At 72.0% G+C, this 18960-nt stretch carries 22 protein-coding genes and 1 pseudogene; 8 read left to right on the top strand and 15 right to left on the bottom strand.

The window, feature by feature from the left end; all coding sequences use genetic code 11:
- Positions 1-39: 39 nt before the first annotated feature.
- Positions 40-1212, bottom strand: coding sequence for a thiolase family protein (locus ACFY0K_RS42360; RefSeq protein ID WP_388600783.1), 1173 nt, complete (start codon positions 1210-1212; stop codon positions 40-42).
- 103 nt (positions 1213-1315) lie between these two features.
- On the opposite strand from ACFY0K_RS42360, the gene ACFY0K_RS42355 reads away from it, so the two are divergent.
- The gene (locus tag ACFY0K_RS42355; protein ID WP_390644384.1) at positions 1316-1786 is read left to right on the top strand and encodes a winged helix-turn-helix transcriptional regulator; all 471 of its coding nucleotides are present in this window, start codon (positions 1316-1318) and stop codon (positions 1784-1786) included.
- 18 nt (positions 1787-1804) lie between these two features.
- Here ACFY0K_RS42355 and ACFY0K_RS42350 read toward each other — a convergent pair whose 3' ends face one another.
- Positions 1805-2734 carry a PmoA family protein gene (locus ACFY0K_RS42350; RefSeq protein WP_390644383.1) on the bottom strand — a complete coding sequence of 310 codons (930 nt, stop codon included), beginning with the start codon at positions 2732-2734 and terminating at the stop codon, positions 1805-1807.
- On the bottom strand, positions 2731-2886 hold the full coding sequence (locus ACFY0K_RS42345; RefSeq protein ID WP_390644382.1) for a hypothetical protein: 156 nt from the start codon (positions 2884-2886) through the stop codon (positions 2731-2733). Before ACFY0K_RS42345 ends, ACFY0K_RS42350 begins: the two co-directional genes overlap by 4 nt.
- 334 nt (positions 2887-3220) lie before the next feature.
- Between ACFY0K_RS42345 and ACFY0K_RS42340 the strand changes: the two genes are divergently transcribed.
- Positions 3221-4096: an undecaprenyl-diphosphate phosphatase gene (locus tag ACFY0K_RS42340; protein WP_390644381.1), complete on the top strand. Its 876-nt coding sequence runs from the start codon at positions 3221-3223 to the stop codon at positions 4094-4096.
- 277 nt (positions 4097-4373) lie between these two features.
- Here the strand turns inward: ACFY0K_RS42340 and ACFY0K_RS42335 are convergent, their stop codons facing one another.
- Together ACFY0K_RS42335 and ACFY0K_RS42330 are read right to left on the bottom strand one after the other, a co-directional pair.
- Positions 4374-4748 carry a DUF4440 domain-containing protein gene (locus ACFY0K_RS42335; RefSeq protein ID WP_390644380.1) on the bottom strand — a complete coding sequence of 125 codons (375 nt, stop codon included), beginning with the start codon at positions 4746-4748 and terminating at the stop codon, positions 4374-4376.
- A 54-nt stretch (positions 4749-4802) separates the two neighbouring features.
- Positions 4803-5510: an alpha/beta fold hydrolase gene (locus ACFY0K_RS42330; RefSeq protein ID WP_390644379.1), complete on the bottom strand. Its 708-nt coding sequence runs from the start codon at positions 5508-5510 to the stop codon at positions 4803-4805.
- Positions 5511-5643: 133 nt separating this feature from the next.
- Here ACFY0K_RS42330 and ACFY0K_RS42325 point away from each other — a divergent pair, with 133 nt between their 5' ends.
- On the top strand, positions 5644-6477 hold the full coding sequence (locus ACFY0K_RS42325; RefSeq protein ID WP_390644378.1) for a helix-turn-helix domain-containing protein: 834 nt from the start codon (positions 5644-5646) through the stop codon (positions 6475-6477).
- Positions 6478-6739: 262 nt separating this feature from the next.
- Complete coding sequence (locus tag ACFY0K_RS42320) at positions 6740-6919, top strand: hypothetical protein (RefSeq protein WP_350778494.1); 180 nt, start codon at positions 6740-6742, stop codon at positions 6917-6919.
- Positions 6920-6930: 11 nt separating this feature from the next.
- Here the strand turns inward: ACFY0K_RS42320 and ACFY0K_RS42315 are convergent, their stop codons facing one another.
- The 3 genes and pseudogenes from ACFY0K_RS42315 to ACFY0K_RS42305 all read right to left on the bottom strand — a co-directional run bounded on the left by ACFY0K_RS42315 (position 6931) and on the right by ACFY0K_RS42305 (position 9228).
- Positions 6931-7671 carry an SDR family oxidoreductase gene (locus ACFY0K_RS42315; RefSeq protein ID WP_390644377.1) on the bottom strand — a complete coding sequence of 247 codons (741 nt, stop codon included), beginning with the start codon at positions 7669-7671 and terminating at the stop codon, positions 6931-6933.
- A 68-nt stretch (positions 7672-7739) separates the two neighbouring features.
- The gene (locus ACFY0K_RS42310) at positions 7740-8594 is read right to left on the bottom strand and encodes a phosphotransferase enzyme family protein (protein WP_390644376.1); all 855 of its coding nucleotides are present in this window, start codon (positions 8592-8594) and stop codon (positions 7740-7742) included.
- A 60-nt stretch (positions 8595-8654) separates the two neighbouring features.
- Positions 8655-9228 (bottom strand): annotated as a pseudogene (locus tag ACFY0K_RS42305) (dihydrofolate reductase family protein).
- A gap of 166 nt (positions 9229-9394) precedes the next feature.
- On the opposite strand from ACFY0K_RS42305, the gene ACFY0K_RS42300 reads away from it, so the two are divergent.
- A complete protein-coding gene (locus ACFY0K_RS42300; RefSeq protein WP_390644375.1) occupies positions 9395-9880 on the top strand; it encodes a nuclear transport factor 2 family protein in 486 nt (161 codons plus the stop codon).
- Between the two features lie 76 nt (positions 9881-9956).
- Positions 9957-11531, top strand: coding sequence for an apolipoprotein N-acyltransferase (gene lnt / locus ACFY0K_RS42295; protein ID WP_390644374.1), 1575 nt, complete (start codon positions 9957-9959; stop codon positions 11529-11531).
- Here lnt and ACFY0K_RS42290 read toward each other — a convergent pair.
- On the bottom strand, positions 11449-12360 hold the full coding sequence (locus ACFY0K_RS42290; RefSeq protein WP_390644373.1) for a Gfo/Idh/MocA family protein: 912 nt from the start codon (positions 12358-12360) through the stop codon (positions 11449-11451). The two genes, lnt and ACFY0K_RS42290, sit on opposite strands and share 83 nt — an antisense overlap.
- A 98-nt stretch (positions 12361-12458) precedes the next feature.
- Between ACFY0K_RS42290 and ACFY0K_RS42285 the strand changes: the two genes are divergently transcribed.
- On the top strand, positions 12459-12971 hold the full coding sequence (locus tag ACFY0K_RS42285; protein ID WP_390644372.1) for a DinB family protein: 513 nt from the start codon (positions 12459-12461) through the stop codon (positions 12969-12971).
- A 112-nt stretch (positions 12972-13083) separates the two neighbouring features.
- Complete coding sequence (locus ACFY0K_RS42280; RefSeq protein ID WP_390644371.1) at positions 13084-13557, top strand: hypothetical protein; 474 nt, start codon at positions 13084-13086, stop codon at positions 13555-13557.
- Between the two features lie 15 nt (positions 13558-13572).
- Here the strand turns inward: ACFY0K_RS42280 and ACFY0K_RS42275 are convergent, their stop codons facing one another.
- The 6 genes from ACFY0K_RS42275 to ACFY0K_RS42250 all read right to left on the bottom strand — a co-directional run bounded on the left by ACFY0K_RS42275 (position 13573) and on the right by ACFY0K_RS42250 (position 18952).
- Positions 13573-14073 carry a hypothetical protein gene (locus ACFY0K_RS42275; RefSeq protein WP_390644370.1) on the bottom strand — a complete coding sequence of 167 codons (501 nt, stop codon included), beginning with the start codon at positions 14071-14073 and terminating at the stop codon, positions 13573-13575.
- A 201-nt stretch (positions 14074-14274) separates the two neighbouring features.
- Positions 14275-14961 carry a uracil-DNA glycosylase gene (gene ung, locus ACFY0K_RS42270; RefSeq protein ID WP_382733554.1) on the bottom strand — a complete coding sequence of 229 codons (687 nt, stop codon included), beginning with the start codon at positions 14959-14961 and terminating at the stop codon, positions 14275-14277.
- Between the two features lie 93 nt (positions 14962-15054).
- Entirely contained in the window at positions 15055-16632 is a 1578-nt protein-coding gene (locus ACFY0K_RS42265) for an ABC transporter substrate-binding protein (RefSeq protein ID WP_390644369.1), read from the bottom strand.
- Between the two features lie 211 nt (positions 16633-16843).
- A complete protein-coding gene (locus ACFY0K_RS42260; RefSeq protein ID WP_390644368.1) occupies positions 16844-17605 on the bottom strand; it encodes an SDR family oxidoreductase in 762 nt (253 codons plus the stop codon).
- 31 nt (positions 17606-17636) lie between these two features.
- Positions 17637-18398: a 3-oxoacyl-ACP reductase FabG gene (fabG, locus tag ACFY0K_RS42255; protein WP_390644367.1), complete on the bottom strand. Its 762-nt coding sequence runs from the start codon at positions 18396-18398 to the stop codon at positions 17637-17639.
- A 137-nt stretch (positions 18399-18535) separates the two neighbouring features.
- Positions 18536-18952 (bottom strand): DUF3037 domain-containing protein, encoded by a 417-nt coding sequence (locus ACFY0K_RS42250; protein ID WP_390644443.1) that lies wholly within the window; start codon positions 18950-18952, stop codon positions 18536-18538.
- Positions 18953-18960: the final 8 nt, after the last annotated feature.

Raw genomic sequence — 18960 nt, 5'->3', positions numbered from 1 at the left:
CAACCCCAAGCGGCACCCCACTAGGCGCACAGCACCCCCCTACCGAACCGCCTCCAGAATCATCGCGTTCGCCAACCCACCCGCCTCACACATCGTCTGAAGGCCGAAGCGAGCGCCGCGTTCCCGCATCGCATGCACGAGCGTCGTCGTCAGCCGAGTCCCGCTCGCCCCCAGCGGATGCCCCAGCGCGATGGCCCCGCCGTGCACGTTCACCTTCGCCAGATCGGCCCCGGTCTCCTGCCGCCAGGCCAGCACCACACTGGAGAACGCCTCGTTCACCTCGAACAGGTCGATGTCCCCGATGCCGAGCCCGGCCCGCCGCAGCACCTTCTCCGTCGCCGGGATCACTCCGGTCAGCATGAGCAGCGGATCGGAGCCGGTGACGGCGAAGTCGCGCAGGCGGGCCAGTGGCCGCAGCCCGAGCCGCGCCGCGGTCTCACCGGAGGTGATCAGCACCGCGGACGCGCCGTCGTTGATCGGGCTCGCGTTGCCCGCGGTCACGTTCCACTCGATCTGCGGGAACCGCTCGGCGAACCCGGGGTCGTAGTAGGCGGGCTTGAGCCCGGCGAGGATCTCGGCGGTGGTCCCGGGCCGTACCGACTCGTCGCGGGCGACCCCGTCCAGCGGCGCGACCTGCGCGTCGAAGAGTCCCGCTGCCCACGCGGCCGCCGCCTTCTGGTGCGAGGAGACCGCGAAGTCGTCCATCTCGGCCCGGCTGATCGACCACTTCGCGGCGATGAGCTCGGCGCTGATGCCCTGCGGGACCAGGCCCTCCGGGTATCGCGCGGCGACTCCGGGCCCGAAGGGGTCCTTGCCGGCCGGCACGTTGGACCACATCGGCACCCGGCTCATCGACTCGACACCGCAGGCGATCACGATGTCGTAGGCACCGGACATGACGCCCTGCGCGGCGAAGTGCACGGCCTGCTGGGAGGAGCCGCACTGGCGGTCCACGGTGGTCGCCGGGACCGTCTCGGGGAAGCCGGCGGACAGCAGGGCGTACCGGGTTGTGTTCATGGCCTGCTCGCCGACCTGGTCGACGGTGCCGCCGATCACGTCGTCGACGAGGGCGGGGTCGATGCCGGAGCGCTCGACGAGGCTGCGCAGGGTGTGGGCGAGGAGTTCGACGGGGTGGACGTGCGCCAGGGACCCGTTCGGCCTGCCCTTGCCGACGGGGGTGCGTACGGCTTCGACGATGACTGCGTCACGCATCTCGGGGACCTCGATTGCCAGTGTCGATTACCGGTGAGTAGGAAATCCGAACCCACCATAACTCCGAGGGTTGGAAATTCCAACCCTCCACTAGACTGGCCCCATGGCCGCCCCCAAGGACCCCCGCCCGTGTTCGATCGCCGACGCCCTGGCGGTCGTCGGCGAGAAGTACTCCCTGCTGGTCCTGCGGGAGGTGAGCCTGGGCAACGGCCGCTTCGACCAGCTGGTGCGCAACATCGGCGCCCCGCGCGACATCCTGGCCACCCGGCTGCGCCGGCTCGTCGACGCGGGGATCCTCACCAAACGCGTCTACAGCGAGCGGCCGCAGCGCTTCGAGTACCTGGCCACGCAGGCGGGCCTCGAACTGCAGCCGGTCCTGTTGACCCTGATGGCCTGGGGCGACCGCCATTTCCACCCGGACGGCGACCGCCCGATGGTGATCGAGCACAACTGCGGTGAGACCCTCACCCCGGTCGTCACCTGCGCGGCCTGCGGCGACCCGGTGCGCCACGGGGACTCGACGGCCCACCCGCAGACACCGGGCTGGACCGTCAGCGGGCCGGAAGCCGCCTGAGGAGCCGCTTCCCCGCCCTCACCACGGATGCGCCGCCAGGTATCCGGCGATCTCCGCGCGTTCCCAGGCACCGTCGGCGACGACGACCCGGTAGCGGCGCCGGAGGGTGTCGCCGGGGGCCAGCTCCAGCTCGTCGTGGAAGGCCCACGAGGGGGCGATGCCGGCGAACGGGTCGTTGCGCACGAACCAGTGGGCGGGATGGCCGCCGCCGGTGCCCAAGTGGTCGTTCTCCGGGGCATGTTCGAAGACGACGGTGGCATGGCCGTCGGCGCCGTCGTGCTCGCCGGACAGGGCCAGCCAGGGCGACTGGGAGCCCATGCGCTCCGGGCCCTCGCCCTCCGGGCCGACGATCCGGCCGTCCCGGAAGGCACGCGGGCCGCGCCAGAACAGGCCGGTGTAGCCCGCCTGTTCACGACCGGCGGTGGTCGGGCTGCCGAACAGCAGCGGCTCGGCACGGCGGTTGGTGATCGCGCTGGTCCACGTCAGCGCCCAGGACCGCGCGCCGGGATCCACGTCGTGGACCTCGATACGGCGCCGCTCCTCCGCCCACAGCGTCCCGTCGTACGGATGCCAGGTCACCCGCTCCGCGACCACTACGCGACCGTCGGCCGAGGACAGCTCGTCGAACCCGGCGTGCCGCATCGAGCCGACGCGCTCCGGGACGGCCACGTAACCCTTCCCGTGGATGTACGAGTTGCCGCCCCACAGGTTCGCGCCCGACAGGTGCGAGGCGGTCAGGGAGATGCCCTTGTGCCAGCGGTGGTCGTTGGGCCGGTAGTCGGTGACGACGTCCCCGGCGAGGGTGCGCACCGGGTGGAGGTAGGGCCGCGGCGCCTCCCAGGCCCGCTCGGGCCGGTAGACGTACGAGAAGAGCTGCACCCCGGTGACCGGCTCGGTCACGGTGACCCGGTCGCCGTGGGTGTGGGTGATCCGCAGTTCGTCACTCACGCGGACACCTCCGCGCGGACGGTGGTGTCCGTGAGCGCCGCCTTGTCCGGCGCGGTGATCCGCTCCAGGCCGGTGCGCCCGATGGCGCCGGCGACGGCGGCCCGGACGCGGCGGCCGGCGAAGGGGGCCGTGGAGCGGGGGGAGCGGGGCATGTACGTGATCAGCACTCCTCGGGCGTGTACCGGCGGTGGGCGAACTCCCGCCCGAAGCGCGCCGCACACGCACCCCGATGTGCGGAGCAAGCGCTTTCTCCTGCAGAAACGTAAGCGTCGGCACCTTGACCGGTCAACACCCCGTGGCCGCCGGTCCGCCTGCCGAACCCCTGTGTCCCCGCTGTCGCCCCGGCCCGCTACGCTGCGGTTGCACGCGCATGATCACGTGCGCCCGACTGTTTCACGCACCGCCGTGTGAGCATCCGCGCCCGCGTGATCGCGTGTGCCCGCGCGACCGCCAGCCCCCTCCTCACCCCTGGGACGCCGTACCTTCATGTCTTGGTTTGAATCGCTGGTCCTCGGACTCGTCCAGGGGCTGACCGAGTTCCTGCCCGTCTCCTCCAGCGCGCATCTGCGGCTGACCGCGGCCTTCTCCGGCTGGAAGGACCCGGGGGCCGCCTTCACGGCGATCACCCAGATCGGCACGGAGACCGCGGTGCTCATCTACTTCCGCAAGGACATCGGGCGGATCGTCTCGGCCTGGTTCCGCTCGCTGTTCGACAAGACGACGCGGCGTAACCACGACGCCCAGATGGGCTGGCTGGTGATCGTGGGCTCCATCCCGATCGGTCTGCTGGGCGTGACGCTGAAGGACCAGATCGAGGGCCCGTTCCGCGACCTCCGCATCACCGCGACCATGCTCATCGTCGTCGGCGTCGTCATCGGCATCGCCGACCGGCTCGCCGCCCGGGACGAGACCGGCGGCAGGCACCGCGCCCCCAAGCAGCGCAAGACGCTGGAGAACCTCGGCGCCAAGGACGGCCTGATCTACGGCCTCTGCCAGGCCTGCGCCCTGATCCCCGGCGTCTCCCGCTCCGGCGCCACCATCAGCGGCGGCCTGTTCATGGGCTACAAGCGCGAGGCGGCGGCCCGCTACTCCTTCCTGCTCGCCATCCCGGCGGTGCTGGCCTCCGGCGCCTTCGAGGTCAAGGACTCGGTGGGCGACGGCCATGTGGACTGGGGCCCGACCCTGTTCGCGACGGTGATCGCGTTCGCGTCCGGCTACGCGGTGATCGCGTGGTTCATGAAGTGGATCTCCAACAAGAGCTTCATGCCGTTCGTCTGGTACCGCGTCGCCCTCGGCGTCGTCATCATCGCCCTGGTCTCGGCGGACGTACTGAGCCCGCACGCGGCGGAGTCGGCGAGCTAGGCGCTTCGCTGGGGGCGCCGCGAACTGCCCTCCGCCGACTGCCGCACCGTCGTGGCCGGTCGCGCGGTTCCTCCCCAAGCCTTCGCCGGGGACACCCTCAGCGCCGCCTCGGGGCGCTGCCCCACGCGGCCTGCGTCACCGAATCCGCGGGGGCGCTCCACTTGAAACACCGCACCGGGCCGTCCGCCGACTGCCGCACCGTCGTAGCCGGTCGCGCGGTTCCTCCCCCAGCCTCCGGCCGACGGCTGGGGGCACCCCAGCCGCCTTGGGCGCGCTCTCAGCCGCGGTCGGCGGCCAGGGTGCCCTGGTGGTGGTAGAGGCGCCAGCCCGTCTCCGTGAGTCGCCACAGGGAGCTGCGCCAGGCGCGGCGGCCCTGGTTGTCCGCGAAGTAGGTCAGGTGCACGATGCCCGGGGCCAGGACGGTCCCGGACATCCCGCTGACTTCGACCGGTGACTCGGGGGACACCGATCCGCCGCTGGTCACCGTCAGGATCGACGTCGCGTCCCAGTGGCGGCCGGACACCCCGACCTCGGTGAACTCCGGATCGAGCAGTTCCAGGACGAGGTCCGGGCGGGCGCGCACCTCGGGGTCGAGGAGCCGAAGCTCCGCGTCGATGGCCGCCTGTACCGCCCGCTGGTTCTCGTCCGTCATACGGCGACCTTATGGACGGGTGGTCGCCGGGCCCAGCGAATATTCCGCCCGGAATCAGCCCAGCTTGAGCAGCAGGGCGGTGAGTTCGGCCGGCATGGTGATCATGCAGTCGTGGCCGCTGGGCAGTTCCCACACCTGCTGGGCCGCCGGGACCGGACGCCGGACGATGCCCTCCGGGACGTTCGCCACGCAGTGGATGTGGGTGCGCGGGATCGCGCCCACGGCAGGATCGTCAACGCGCACCGGCTGCTGCAGGGTGCGCACCGACTGGTCGGACAGCAGGCCGCGCAGCCACGCCACGTCCGCCGGCTCGGTCACCCCGAACAGGCCGTAGGGCGGCGGCAGTTCGGGCAGCGGCGGGACCCGCCAGCCGTCGCCGGACGCGAGGGCCCTGTCGATCAGCTCCCGGGTCGCGGGCTGGACGTCGGCCGCGGTCTCGCCGTGTTCCGGGACCATCGCGTCGAGGTAGACCAAGTGCCCGATGCGGTCGGGGACTTCGTTGGCGGCGCCCGTGACCACGAGCCCCGCGTAGCTGTGCCCGACGAGGACGACGTCGGTGAGGTCCTCGTCCCTGATCAGCCCGACCACGTCGGCCACGTGGGTGTCCAGGCCGACGTCCGGACCGAGCAGACGGGCCTTCTCGCCGTGACCGGTCAGGGAGGGTGCGTACACCCGGTGTCCGGCCGCCGCCAGCAGGGGAACCACCCGCTGCCAGCACTCCCCGCTGTGCCAGGCGCCGTGCACCAGCAGATAGGTCGACATGATCGTGCTCCTCGGTAGGTTCGCCGCTGTCACCCGTCACGCTCGCGGCCCGGCCCGGGACGGGGCAGAGCCCTGCTGATCCTGGGGGTGACAGGACCAGGCACGAGCGCGGCGGCGGCGTTACGGTGGCGGGATGACCGACGAACCGAACCTGCTGGGCTCGTACGTGCGCGCCCGCCGCGAGCTGGTCACGCCGGAGCAGGTCGGCATCCCCGTGCTGGGGGTTCGGCGGGTACCGGGCCTGCGCCGGGAGGAGGTCGCGATGCTGGCCGGCATCAGCGCCGACTACTACCTGCGCCTGGAACAGGGCCGCGACCGCAATCCCTCCGTGCAGGTCCTGGAGTCGCTCGCGCGCGTGCTGCGGCTCGACGAGGACGCGACGGCGTATCTGCTCCGCCTGGGCGCCGGGCGGCCTCGCAGGCGCCGGCGCCGGGCCCGGAAGGAGACCGTCCCGCCCGGCGTCGCCCAGCTCGTCACCGCTCTCCCGCTGCCCGCGCTGGTCGAGGGCCGGTACTTCGACGTCCTCGCCGTCAACGCCCTCGCGACCGCCCTGTCACCGCGTTTCTCGGTCGGCGCCAACCGGCTGCGGGACATCTTCCTCGACCCCGCCGAGCAGGCCCTGCACCCCGGCTGGGAGGAGGCCGGTGCCGGCATGGTCGCCGGCTTCCGGAGCTCCGTCGGGACCGACGCGGACGATCCGCGTGTCATCGAGCTGGTCGGCGAACTCTCCGTCGCCAGCCCGCACTTCAGCCGCCTCTGGGCCCGCCACGACGTGGCGTCCTGCGACGGCGCGGCCAAGGTCGTCGACCACCCCCGGGTCGGCCGGCTGCGGCTGAACCGGGAGCGGCTCGACGTCAGCGGCGCCGCGGGGCAGACCCTCGTCGTCTACCACCCGGACCCGGGGAGCGGCAGCGCCGAGAAGCTCGCCCTGCTCGCCTCGGCGCTGCCGACGGGGACGCCGGGGTGACGACGGGGTGACGACGGCCGGGCGGCGCATCTCGGCCAACCCCCGACTTCCGTCGTGTTCCGGGGATTCGGGGCCACCGCACCCGCTCCGGCAAGGGCGAAGTCCTGCACAGGGGCACAAGGGCCGCCCGGAGCCCCGACGATACGCCTGGCACATGCCAAGGCGCGGCCACCCGCTCGCCGTGCCGCCCGTGACCAACCCCATACGGTCTGCGTAGTGGCCCGGTGGCGCACGGTCAGCTCTTGCCCCTACGCTGTTTCGCATGTCCCCCGATTCCCGAACCCCTGGTTCCGTGCGGTCTGCTGCCGAGGTCAACGAGCACATCCGGGCGCTGTGGCTGCGTGCGGGCGGAACCCTGTCGGCGCAGGAACGGTCGGAGTACGAGCTTCTGGTGGTCGAGTGGGCCGCGGCGATCCGCGAGCAGATCATCGAGGCGGCCTGACCGGCCGGGGTTCAGCGGCCCCCGGAGACACGCAGCACCGTGCCCGTCGTGTAGGAGGCCTCGGGCGACAGCAGCCAGGCGATCGCGGCGGCGATCTCCTCGGGCCGGCCGGCCCGGCCCAACGGGGTGGTGTGACCGACCCGTTCGGCCCGGCCCGGGTCGCCCATCGCCGCGTGGATCTCGGTGTCGATCACGCCGGGTGCCACCGCGTTGACCCGCACGCCGTCGGGGCCGAGTTCCTTGGCGAGGCCCACGGTGAGGGCGTCGACGGCCGCCTTGGTCGCCGCGTAGTGGACGTATTCGCCGGGGCTGCCGAGGGTGGCCGCCGCCGATGACACGTTCACGATGGCGCCGCTCCCCCGGGCCGTCATCAGCCGGGCGGCACGGCGCGAACACAGCAGCGTCCCCAGCAGGTTGACCTCCACCACCCGGCGGAGGTCCGCGGTCCCGGCGTCGGCCAGCCGCCCGAACGGCCCGGTCACGGCGGCGTTGTTCACCAGCCCGGTGACGGCCCCCAACTCCCGCTCCGCCGCGTCGAACAGCCCCTCCACCTCGGCCTCCACGGACGTGTCCGCCCGGACCACGGCGCAGCGCGCCCCGTCCTTGCGCACCCCCTCCGCGACCGCCTCGGCGGCGTCCCCGTCCCGGACGTAGCCGATCACCACGTCGTGCCCGTCCGCCGCGAGCCGCAGACAGGTCGCCGCGCCGATACCCCGGCTGCCACCGGTGACCACCGTGACGGGACGTGCCATCTCAGACCTCCTCGAACCGGCCGGACGACGATCTTACGTCGGCACGCGCACGGGCACGGGCTCTCCGGTCAGCGCCGGGCATCCGGGCCGCCGAGGCCGCGAGCCGCCCGGATCCGGCCGAGCCACTCCGTGCCCAGCCGACGCCCCTCGGGGAGCTGGTCGTCCTTGTCCCAGCGCCACGCGGTGACCATCGCGAGCACGAGGCGCCGGCACTGGCGCAGCAGGTCCCGATCGATCCCCGGACAGTGCGCGCCGACTTCCTCCGGTGCGTGCGCGAGGTCGAACTCGACCGGCCCACGGCAGCACGTCTCCAGGTCGATGAAGAGCAGCCCGTTCCCGGTGGTGAGCACATTGCCCGGGTGCGGCTCGCCGTGCAGCAGCTGCTCGGCGCCGCCGTGCTCGCCGATCGCTCGCCGCAGGTTCCGCAGCGTGTCGCCGAGCAGCTCGCGATCCGCGTCGGCGAGTTCCGGAGTGCGGTCGTGGTCCGCCACGAGTCGCTGCGCCTGCTCGACCCGATCGGTGAAGTGCGGCGTCGGCACGTCGAGCGTACGCATGCCGGCGTGCAGCCGGCGAAGCGCATGGGCGTAGTCGGCCGGTGGGATCTCCCGACGAGGTGTCAGGGGCTCGTGGTAGCTCCAGAGCGTGACCTCGAAACCGTCCCGCTCGTGGACGCGCGGCTCCACTCGCGGTTCGAGTGCGGCCACCGGGCACCCGGCCGCGGTGAGCCGCTGGGCGAGCTCGATCTCGAACCGCGCGACCTGCTGTGCCGCAGGTGCCACCCGGGCCAGCACGTCACAGGGCAGCAGCCGCAGGGTGAGCTTGTTGGAGTCCTGCAGAACGGTCACGTCGTCGGCGGCCAGGCCGAGCGACACGGCAGTCGAGCCGGCCGCAGCCACGGCACGCCGGGCTTCTGACGCCTGCATGGTCCGCCGGTCCCCTTCCCCGCACGCCATCCGGTCCCGCGGCACCGGCGGTGTTGCCGGTCAGGCCGTCCGGCGGGTCACGCGGTAGCGAAGGTAGACGACTTTCGAGTCGAAGGTGCGGGATTCGACGAGGTCGAGGTCCACGCGGCGCTCGTGCCGGGGAAAGTACGGGACGCCACCGCCGACCAGCACCGGGTGGACCCGGACCCGGTACTCGTCGATCAGGTCCAGCGCGGCCGCCTCCGCGGCGAGAGCCGCGCCGCCGATCGCGATGTCGCCCTCCCCCGGCTCGGCCCGCAACCGCCGGACCTCCTCCGCCAGGCCACCGGAGACCAGGCGGGCGTTGCCCTGTACCGCGGAGATCGTGCTCGAGAACACCACTTTGGGGAGCTGCTTCCAGATCTCGGCGAACTCGGACGTCGAGAAGCCGAGCGCCGGGTCCTCGTCGGCGGTCTCCCAGTACAGCATCGTCTCGTACAGCCGTCGCCCCAGCAGGTGGACGCCGAGCCCCCGGATCTCGTCGGTGGCTGAGGCGGAAGAGCTCCTCGTCGGGCTCCGTCCAGCCGAAGTCGCCGTCCGGCCCGACGATGTAGCCGTCGAGCGAGACGTTCAACGAATAGGTCACGCTGCGCATCGGGGGTCCTCCTCGGTATCGGGTTCGACCGTACGACCGCCGGACCCCCCAGGACTCATCGGCACGACGCGTCGGACAACCCGGCGGCCGTGCGGTCCGGTTCGAACATCACCGAATATCGTCCGTGCCCCTTGGCTCCGCCCGCCCGGTGCCCAACACTGAGCCGATGACGCAGCGTGTGGAGCTCGCGACCGTGATGGACCGGCTGGCCGTGGACGAGATGGTCACCGAGTACGCCATGGCCGTCGACGACGGTGACTGGGCGGCGTACCGGAGGCTGTTCACGGCGGACGGGCGGGCCGACTACCGCTCCGCCGGCGGGATAGAGGGCGATGCCGCGCAGGTGGCCGGGTGGCTCGCGGAGAACCTGACCCTGTTCTCGATGCGGCAGCATCTCATCGTCAACCGCCGGGTGCGTTTCGGGATCCTGGACCACGACACCGGCGACACCGCCCTTCTGCAGGCCGACTACGTCAACCCGATGCGCTTCGCCGGCGGCGACGCCGCCTCCACCGCGCCGGACTTCGTGTGCGGCGGCCGCTACTCCTTCGCGTTCCTGCGCACCCGGGACGGCTGGCGGCTGCGTCAGGTCGTCGTCGAGGAGCGGTGGCGCAGGCTGCCCGACCCGCGTGCGGTGGCAGTGTCCGACTGACCCCGCGCCCCTGCCCCCTGTCGGAGCTCCGGCCCGGTCCCGCACACTGGATGGACCCGCAGGCAGGAGGCGATGGATGAGGACCGTCGAGCGCTGGCTCACCTCCCCGTGGCGGCGTTCCTGCGCCGGGGCGCTCGCGGGGGCGCTGCCGGTGCTGGCCTTTCCGGCGCCGTCGCTGTGGTGGTTCGCGTACCTCGCGCTGGTGCCGTGGCTGCTGCTGGCCCGCTCGGCGCCGACCGGGCGGCGGGCGGCGTACGACGGCTGGTGCGGCGGGTTCGGGTTCATGGTCGCCGTGCACCACTGGCTGCTGCCGAGCCTGCACGTCTTCATCTTCCTGATCGCCGGTCTGCTGAGCGTGTTCTGGGCGCCCTGGGGGTGGGTCACGCACCGGCTGCTGGGCGGGGTGCCGTCGCCGGGGCGGGCCGCGGCCGCGGTGCTGGTGCTGCCCTCGGGCTGGCTGATGGTGGAGCTGGTGCGGTCCTGGCAGGGGCTCGGCGGCCCGTGGGGGATGCTCGGCGCCACCCAGTGGCAGATGACACCGGCGCTGCGGCTGGCCTCGGTCGGCGGGGTGTGGCTGCTGAGCTTCCTGGTGGTGGCGGTCAACGTCGCCGTCACCGTGCTGGTGTCCGTGCGGGAGGCCCGGCTCCCCGCGGTGGCCTCGCTGGTGGCCACGGCGGCCGCGACCTCGGCGGCCTGGGTGTGGTCGCCGCGCCCGGACGTCGACGGTCACGCCCGGATCGCCGTCGTCCAGCCCGGCATCGTCGACGGCACCGACAGCGGCGACCGGCGGTTCGACCGGGAGGAGCAGCTGACCCGGCAGCTGGCGGGGCAGCATCCGGACCTGATCGTGTGGGGCGAGAGCAGCGTCGGGCACGACCTCGGGGACCGGCCCGACCTCGCGCGGCGGATCGCCGCCCTCTCCCGCGAGACCGGCGCGGACATCCTGGTCAACGTGGATGCCCGGCGCTCCGACCGGCCCGGCATCTACAAGAGTTCCATCCTGGTCGGCGCCGACGGCCCGACCGGGGACCGGTACGACAAGATGCGGCTTGTTCCGTTCGGCGAGTACATACCGGCCCGCTCGCTGCTCGGCTGGGCCACCTCGGTCGGCAAGGCGGCCGGCGAGGACCGGCGGCGCGGTACCGGGCAGGTGGTGATGGACGTCGGCCACGGGCTGCGGATCGGACCGATGATCTGCTTCGAGACGGCGTTCCCCGACATGAGCCGGCACCTCGCCCAGGACGGCGCTCAGGTGCTGGTCGGCCAGTCGTCGACCTCGTCCTTCCAGGGCAGCTGGGCCCCCGAGCAGCACGCCTCGCTGGCCGCGCTCCGGGCCGCCGAGACCGGCCGGACGATGGTGCACGCCACGCTGACCGGGGTGTCCGCCGTGTACGGACCGGGCGGCGAGCGCATCGGCCCGTGGCTCGGCACCGACGCGAGCACCGCCCGGGTCTACGAGGTGCCGATCGCCCGTGGGGTCACCCCGTTCGTGCGGTTCGGCGACTGGCCGGTGGACGGCGCGCTGCTGGTGCTGGCCGCGTACTGCCTGGCCGAGGGGGTGCGGACGGTCAGGCTGCGCCGGAGTGCCGCCCAACCTCTCGTACCACCTGCTCGCACAGCTCATGAGTCGCCAGTGCGTCCCGGGCGCTGAGCACCTTCCCGGCGCGGACGGCGTCCAGGAAGGCGAGGACGGCCTGTTCGATGCCGCGCTGCCGGGCGACCGGCACCCAGTCGCCGCGCCGGCGGACCGTCGGCTGGCCCTTGTGATCGACGACCTCGGCGAGGTTGAGGACCTGGCGCTTGGTGTCCTGTCCCGAGACCTCCAGGATCTCCTCCGCCGAGCCGCTGAGCCTGTTCATCACGCCGAGCGCCGTGAAGCCGTCGCCGGCGAGCTGGAGGACGACGTGGTGCAGCAGGCCGTCGGCGACCCGGGCCCGGACGGTCACGTCCGCGACCGGGCCGGGGGCGAGGAAGCGCAGGGTGTCGACGACGTGGATGAAGTCGTCGAGGATCATCGTGCGGGGTTCCTCGGGCAGCCCGACGCGGTTCTTCTGCATCAGGATCAGGTCGCGCGGGTGGTCGGCGCACTGCACGTAGCCGGGGGCGTGGCGCCGGTTGAAGCCGACGGCCAGCGACACGTTCCGCGCCTCGGCGAGCGTCACGAGCCGCTCGGAGTCGGCCAGCCGGTAGGCGAGGGGCTTGTCGACGTACGTCGGTACGCCCGCCTCGAGCAGCCGGGTGACGATCTCGGGGTGGGCGACGGTGGCCGCGTGCACGAAGGCGGCGTCGAGGTCCTGGGCGAGGAGGCCGTCGAGGGTCGCGTGCCGGCGGTCCTCGGGCAGGCGGAGGCTGTCTCCGACCCGGGCCAGGGTGGCGGGGGTGCGGGTCTGCAGGTGGAGTTCGAGCCCCGGCTGCACGGCCAGCACCGGCAAATACGCCTTCTGCGCGATGTCGCCGAGTCCGATGCAGCCGACCTTCACTGACGCTCCCCTAGCGGTTGCCCACACGTGCCTGCGCAAAAGCATACGGGCCGATAATCTGTGGTGGGACCGGCCGGAGGTGCCCCAGGATGCCGGGCATGACGACCGAACGCCGTATGCCCGCCGTGGACGCCGACGAACGCAGCATGCTGGAGGGCTGGCTGGAGTTCCACCGGCAGACCCTCGCGGTGAAGTGCGAGGGACTGACCGACGCCCAGCTCCGGACCGCCTCCGTGGCACCCTCCCCGCTGTCCCTGATGGGGCTGGTGCGGCACATGGCCGACGTGGAGCGGTCCTGGTACCGCAGGGTCCTCGCCGGGGAGGAGGCACCGCCGCTGTACTTCAGCGACGAGGACCCGGACGCCGAGTTCCACCTCACCGAGGCGGACACCTGGCGGGAGGCGTACACGATCTGGCAGGCCGAGCTGGCGGCGGCCCGGCAGGCCGCGGCCGGCTTCGCTCTGGACGACCTGTCCAAGGGCCGCCACCGCCGCACCGGGCAGCGGATGAGCCTGCGCTGGATCCACACCCACATGATCGAGGAGTACGCCCGGCACAACGGCCACGCCGACCTGATCCGGGAGCGGATCGACGGCGCGACCGGCGACTGACGTCAGCCTGGCAGCCGCCCGTCCCCCGTACGGGGCACGAGATCACCCGTGCGGGGCACCAAAGTCTTGTCGCCGGTGTCAACCCCCGCGCCGAACCAGCAGAGTTGCGCGGGTGCATCGAACGACGACCACCGCAGCGCTCCTGGTCACCGTGACCGTCTCGGCCCTCTCCGGCTGTGTGACCGTCCAGCACCCGGCGGCACCCGGCCCGCCTCCGGGTACGGCGCCCTCGCTGCCGTCGGTGCCCCGCACGGACGGCAGCGCCGAGCCGCGCGTGGTGCAGGCGCCGGTCAAGGAGGCCCTGGAGATGGTCGGCCCGTCCCGACCGCCCCACCGTGCCGCACCGGCCGCACCGCACGCCCCGGCGCCCGCTCCCCCGGCCGGGCGTCGCCCGCCGGCGGCCCCGCGTGCCGTCACACCGCAGCCCCCCACGGCCCGCCGGACGCACAGCCCGCAGGCCGGCCTCCCCGGCATCTCCCACTCCGTCCCGAATCCCCCGGACGTGTGCGCCCTCGGCGAGCAGTACGGCGGCTGGGCCGCGGACAGCACGCAGGCACGCGTCTGCGAACAGGCGTACGGGCACTGAGAGCCCGGTGCGGCGCTACTCCGGCCGCTGTCGCGGTGGGCCCCAGGACTCGCCACCGGAGTCGCCCGCGTCGCCGAGCCGCAGCTCCAGCCGGCCGATCGCGGCCCGGACCCCGTCGCCGTACCCGTCGTCACCGAGGGCCACGGAGGCGCCACGGGCCCGGTGCAGGTGGCTGCGGGCGGCCTCGGTACGGCCGAGCTTCACGTAGTCGGCGGCGAGGTTCAGGTGCAGGGAGGGATAGAAGCCGCGCAGCCGCGCATCTCCCTCCGCCTCGTCCGCCGCGGACAACGCCCGCAGGTCCCAGGCGAGTTCGTCGGACGGGTCGTCCTGGGTGTCGGCGAGGTAGTGGGCCAGGGTGCAGCGGTGCAGCGGCTCACCGTGCTCGCCGAACTCCGCCCACAGGTCGAGCAGGCGCCCCCGGGCCTCCTCGCGGTCGCCGGCGTGGTGCAGCATCACCACCTGCCCGATCCGAGTGAGTACGGCATCGGGTGTCGTGCGCTCCTGTCGCTCCGCCACGGGGCCCTCCGGGCTGTAAGCCGTTGTTTGCAGCCGACGCTAGAGGGCGCCGCCGGGTTTCGTCGTCAGGCGGCGCCGTGGGAGCCCGGGCCGGTGGTGCACTGCCGCCCGCTGGGGGCTGCTCGCGCAGTTCCTCCCCCGGCCTCCGGCCGGGGGTACTCCCAGCGCCCCTGGCGGGTCGCCCTCTGGTCGGCTACGAAGTCAGCCCAGGTCCGGGATTCGCCAGTCGATCGGCTCGTGGCCCTGGGCCGCCACCGCCTCGTTGATCTGGGTGAAGGGGCGGGAGCCGAAGAACTTCTTCGCGGAGAGCGGGGACGGGTGCGCGCCCTGGATCACCACGTGCCGGGTCTCGTCGATCAGCCGGAGCTTCTTCTGCGCGTAACCGCCCCAGAGGACGAAGACGGCCGGGTCGGGCCGCTCGGCGATCGCGCGGATCACCGCGTCCGTGAACTTCTCCCAGCCCTTGTTCTTGTGCGAGTTGGCCTCACCGGCACGGACCGTGAGGACCGCGTTGAGCAGCAGCACGCCCTGCCGGGCCCACGGCATCAGATAGCCGTTGTCCGGCACGGACTCCCAGCCCAGCTCCTCGCGCATCTCCTTGTAGATGTTCCGCAGGGACGGCGGGATCCGCACGCCGGGGCGGACGGAGAAGCACAGCCCGTGGCCCTGGCCCTCGCCATGGTAGGGGTCCTGGCCGAGGATGAACACCTTGACCTGGTCGAACGGCGTCGCCTCCAGCGCGGCGAAGACCTCCTCGCGCGGCGGGTAGACGGGACCCTTCGCCCGCTCCTCCTCGACGAACTCGGTCAGCTCCTTGAAGTAGGGCTGCTGCAGCTCGTCGCCCAGAACCCCGCGCCAGGACTCGGGCAGCATGGCGATGTCGGTCACGTCAACGTCCTCACGAATTGCGGTAACTTGCAGATCCTGCCGGTACCGGAAAACCTACAGGCGACCACTGACAACCGGTGCCGGACGGCGGTTTCACCAGCTGGTCTTGCGGTGCAGCTCCCACATCATCATGATCGTCGACGGGTCGAGCGCCTTCTCGCCGCCGGAGATGTCGTCGCTGGCCGCGACGTACTGCCGCCCCTGCCACAGCGGGATCAGCCGGGTGTCGTTGACGAGGATCTGCTGGGCCTCCTCGAAGTCCTTGACGACCTCCGCGCGGTCGTTCTCGCTGCGGGACCGCGGCAGCAGCCGGCCGGTGATCACCGGGGACGGGTAGGGCGTGCCGAGGGCGTTCTGCTCGCCTACGAAGGGCGCGATGAAGTTGTCCGCGTCGGGGAAGTCCGGGAACCAGCCACGGCCGAACACCGGGTACTCCCCCTTCTGGTAGCCGACGACGTAGGTCTTCCAGGGCCGGCTCCTGAGGGTGATGGTGAACAGCCCGGAGTCGTCCAGCTGCTGCTTGAGCTCCTGGAACATCCGGCCGGTCTCGGAGCCGTAGCGGTCGGTGGTGTACCAGAAGGTGAGCGGGACGCGCCGGGTGATGCCGGCGTCGGCGAGGATCCTGCGGGCCTTGGAGACGCTGGGGTCGCCGTAGACGTCGAAGAAGGCGGTGGTGTGGCCGGTCAGGCCGGCCGGGACCATGGAGTACAGCGGGTCGACGGTGTCCCTGTAGACGGAGTGGGCGATCGCGGCGCGGTCGACGAGCTGGGCGACGGCCTTGCGCACGGCGGGCAGCTTGGCCCACGGGTCCTCGGGGTTGAAGACCAGGTAGCTGATGTCGGTGCCGGTGCCGTCGATCAGCTGCAGGTCGGTGCTGCGGCGCGCCTCCAGGGCCACGATGTCGGAGGCGGCGAGACCGCGGTAGGTGACGTCGATGTCCCCGGAGCGCAGGGCCTTGACCATGGTGGCCGAGTCCTGGAAGTAGCGGATGGTCACCGCGTCGTTCTGCCGGTCGGCGAAGCCCTCATAGTTGTCGTTGCGGACCAGCTCGGCCCGTTTGCCGTCCTCGTAGGACCTGAGGGTGTACGGCCCGGAGCCGTGCACGGAGGCGTCCTTGCGCAGCGAGTGGGCGGGGTAGTCGTCCGGATCGACGATCGACATGGCCGGGGTGGCGAGCACGAACGGGAAGGTGGCGTCGGGCTTGTTGAGGTGGAAGACCACCTCGCGGTCGCCGGTCGCCTGCACCCGGTCGAGGCTGCCGAGCAGTCCGGCCGGGCCGCTGGGCGCGTTGATGCTCCGGATCCGGTCGATGGAGTACTTGACGGCCTGGGCGTCGAGCTTGCGGCCGTCGGCGAACTTCAGGCCGGAGCGCAGTTCGCAGCGGTAGGTGCGGGAGCCGGAGTCCGTGAAGGCGCAGTTCTGCGCGGCGTCGGGCTGCGGGGTGGTGGCGCCGTCGGGGTAGGCGAGCAGTGTCTGGTAGACGTTGCGGAACAGCTCCCAGGAGCCGTCCCACGATCCCGCCGGGTCAAGGGTGCTGGGGGCGCTGGTGGTGCCGACGACGATCGGTCCGCTGTTGTCCGCACTGCTGCCGGAGAGCACTCCGCACCCGGCCACCAGGGAGATGGACGCGACGGCGGCGGCTCTTCGCAGACCTCGGTTCCGGTTGAACACGCGCACGCTCCTCGATCCGCCGTACCAGGGGTCGGCGGCAGACCATACCGCAGCGTTGCGCGCGTTGAAGCACCCCGGAAACACGGGCGTTGATCGAATGTGCTATGACGACGTTGTCATTCTCCTGTGCGGATCTTGTGCGACCGCGTGGGCGCCGTTTTCCTCACAGATGCGGCAAATATCTGTGACGAAGACGACGCCCGACGCTCCGTCAGGCCATGCCGGCGTTGAGGAAGATGCCCCCGTCGACGACGAGCGTCTGGCCGGTGATCCAGTCGGACTGCTCCGAGGTGAGGAACGCGGCGGCGCCGCCGATGTCGGAGGGCACGCCGAGCCGCTTCAGCGGGTAGCCCGCGGCGGCCTCCGCCTCGCGGCCCTCGTACAGAGCCTCGGCGAACTTGGTCTTGACGACGGCCGGGGCGATCGAGTTGACCCGGACGCCGGGGGCGAACTCGTGGGCCAGTTGCTGGGTCAGGTTGATCATCGCGGCCTTGCTGATGCCGTACGCACCGATGAACGGCGAGGCCGAGAGGCCGGCGACGGAGGCGATGTTGACGATGGCGCCGCCGTTGTCCTTCTGCCAGGCGTGCCAGGTCTTCTGGGCGAAGCCGAGGGCGGAGACCACGTTGGTCTCGAACACCTTGCGGGCCACGTCCAGGTCGACGTCGGCGATCGGGCCGAACACCGGGTTGGTCCCGGCGTTGTTGACCAGGTAGTCCACACGGCCGAAGGCGGCCATGGCGCGGTCGACGACCTCGCTCTGGTGGGCCAGGTCGTGCGCCTTGCCGGCGACGCCGACGACGCGCTCGGCGCCGAGGCTCTCGACGGCCTCCTTGAGGGCTTCCTCGTTGCGGCCGGTGATGACGACGCGGTCGCCGCGGGCGATCATCGCCTCGGCGACGCCGTAGCCGATGCCGCGGCTCGCGCCGGTGACGATGGCGACCTTGCCGGAAAGCTCGGGCAGTTCAGTCATGTCAGTGTTCCTCAGGTTCCCCGGTGTGCTGCTAGTCGAGCGGTCCGCCGGCCACGTACAGCACCTGGCCGGAGACGAAGCCCGCGGCCTCGTTCGTGAAGAAGGCGATGGCGTTGGCGATGTCCTCGGGCTCGCCGACGCGCTGCACCGGGATCTGGGTGGCCGCGGCGGCCTTGAACTCCTCGAAGCCCATCTTCACGCGCTCCGCGGTGGCCTTGGTCATCTCGGTGGCGATGAAGCCGGGGGCGACGGCGTTGGCGGTGATTCCGAACTTGCCGAGCTCGATGGCGAGGGTCTTGGTGAAGCCCTGCAGACCGGCCTTGGCGGCGGAGTAGTTGGCCTGGCCGCGGTTGCCGAGCGCCGAGGAGGAGGACAGGTTGACGACCCGGCCCCAGCCGGCCTCGACCATGTGCTGCTGGACGGCTTTGGTCATCAGGAAGGAGCCGCGCAGGTGCACGTTGAGGACCGTGTCCCAGTCGGACGCGGACATCTTGAACAGCAGGTTGTCGCGGAGCACGCCGGCGTTGTTGACCAGGATGGTCGGGGCGCCCAGCTCCTCGACGACCCGCGCGATCGCCGCGGCGACCTGGGCCTCGTCGGAGACGTCGGCGCCGACCGAGATCGCCTTGCCGCCGGCCGCGGTGATCTTCTCGACGGTGTCCTTGCAGGCGGCCTCGTCGAGGTCGATCACGGCGACCGCGCGGCCCTCGGCGGCCAGTCGTACGGCGGTGGCGGCGCCGATGCCGCGTGCGGCACCGGTGACGACGGCCACCCGCTGCTCAGTGCTGGACATGCTGTTTCTCCTCGCCCTTGAGAACACCTGAATCGAGAACCCGGCCGATGGGTGAGCGACCGCTTAGTACCTTCGACAGACGTGACGCTAGAAGCCCTGGCACGCGGTGTCAACGTCACTCCGCGCAGTGTGATCCATTACCTCACCAGGAGGTCCAGCAACCGCGCCGTCTCGGCGGCCGGGTCGCGGGTGAGCCCGGTGTGCACGGGGCCCGGCTGCACGACGGTGGAGCGGGGCGCGACCAGCCAGCGGAAACGCCGCCCCGGGTCGTCACCGGCCGCGTGTCCCGCCGCCGCCCCGCCCGCACAGATACCCTCCACCGCCCCGAGCGCGGCCCGCACCCCGGCGACGTCCGCCTCCGGATGCAGGGCCAGCAGCCGGGCCTCGTCGAGATGGGTGCGGGCACCGACGTAGCCCTTGGCCCGGCAGTACACGAGCACGCCCGCGTTGATGCACTCGCCGCGCTCCACGCGGGGTACGACGCGCAGCAGGGCGTACTCGAAGACGTCCCGGTCGCCGCCCTGGCCGGACCGGGTGATGTGGCGCTCGGTCATGTGTCCGG

It is taken from the genome of Streptomyces sp. NPDC001507, assembly GCF_042894765.1.
In the GTDB taxonomy this organism is placed as follows: Bacteria; Actinomycetota; Actinomycetes; order Streptomycetales; family Streptomycetaceae; genus Streptomyces.
The sequence above is the reverse complement of the archived record's forward strand: the minus strand, read 5'-3'. Positions and strand labels throughout refer to the sequence as shown.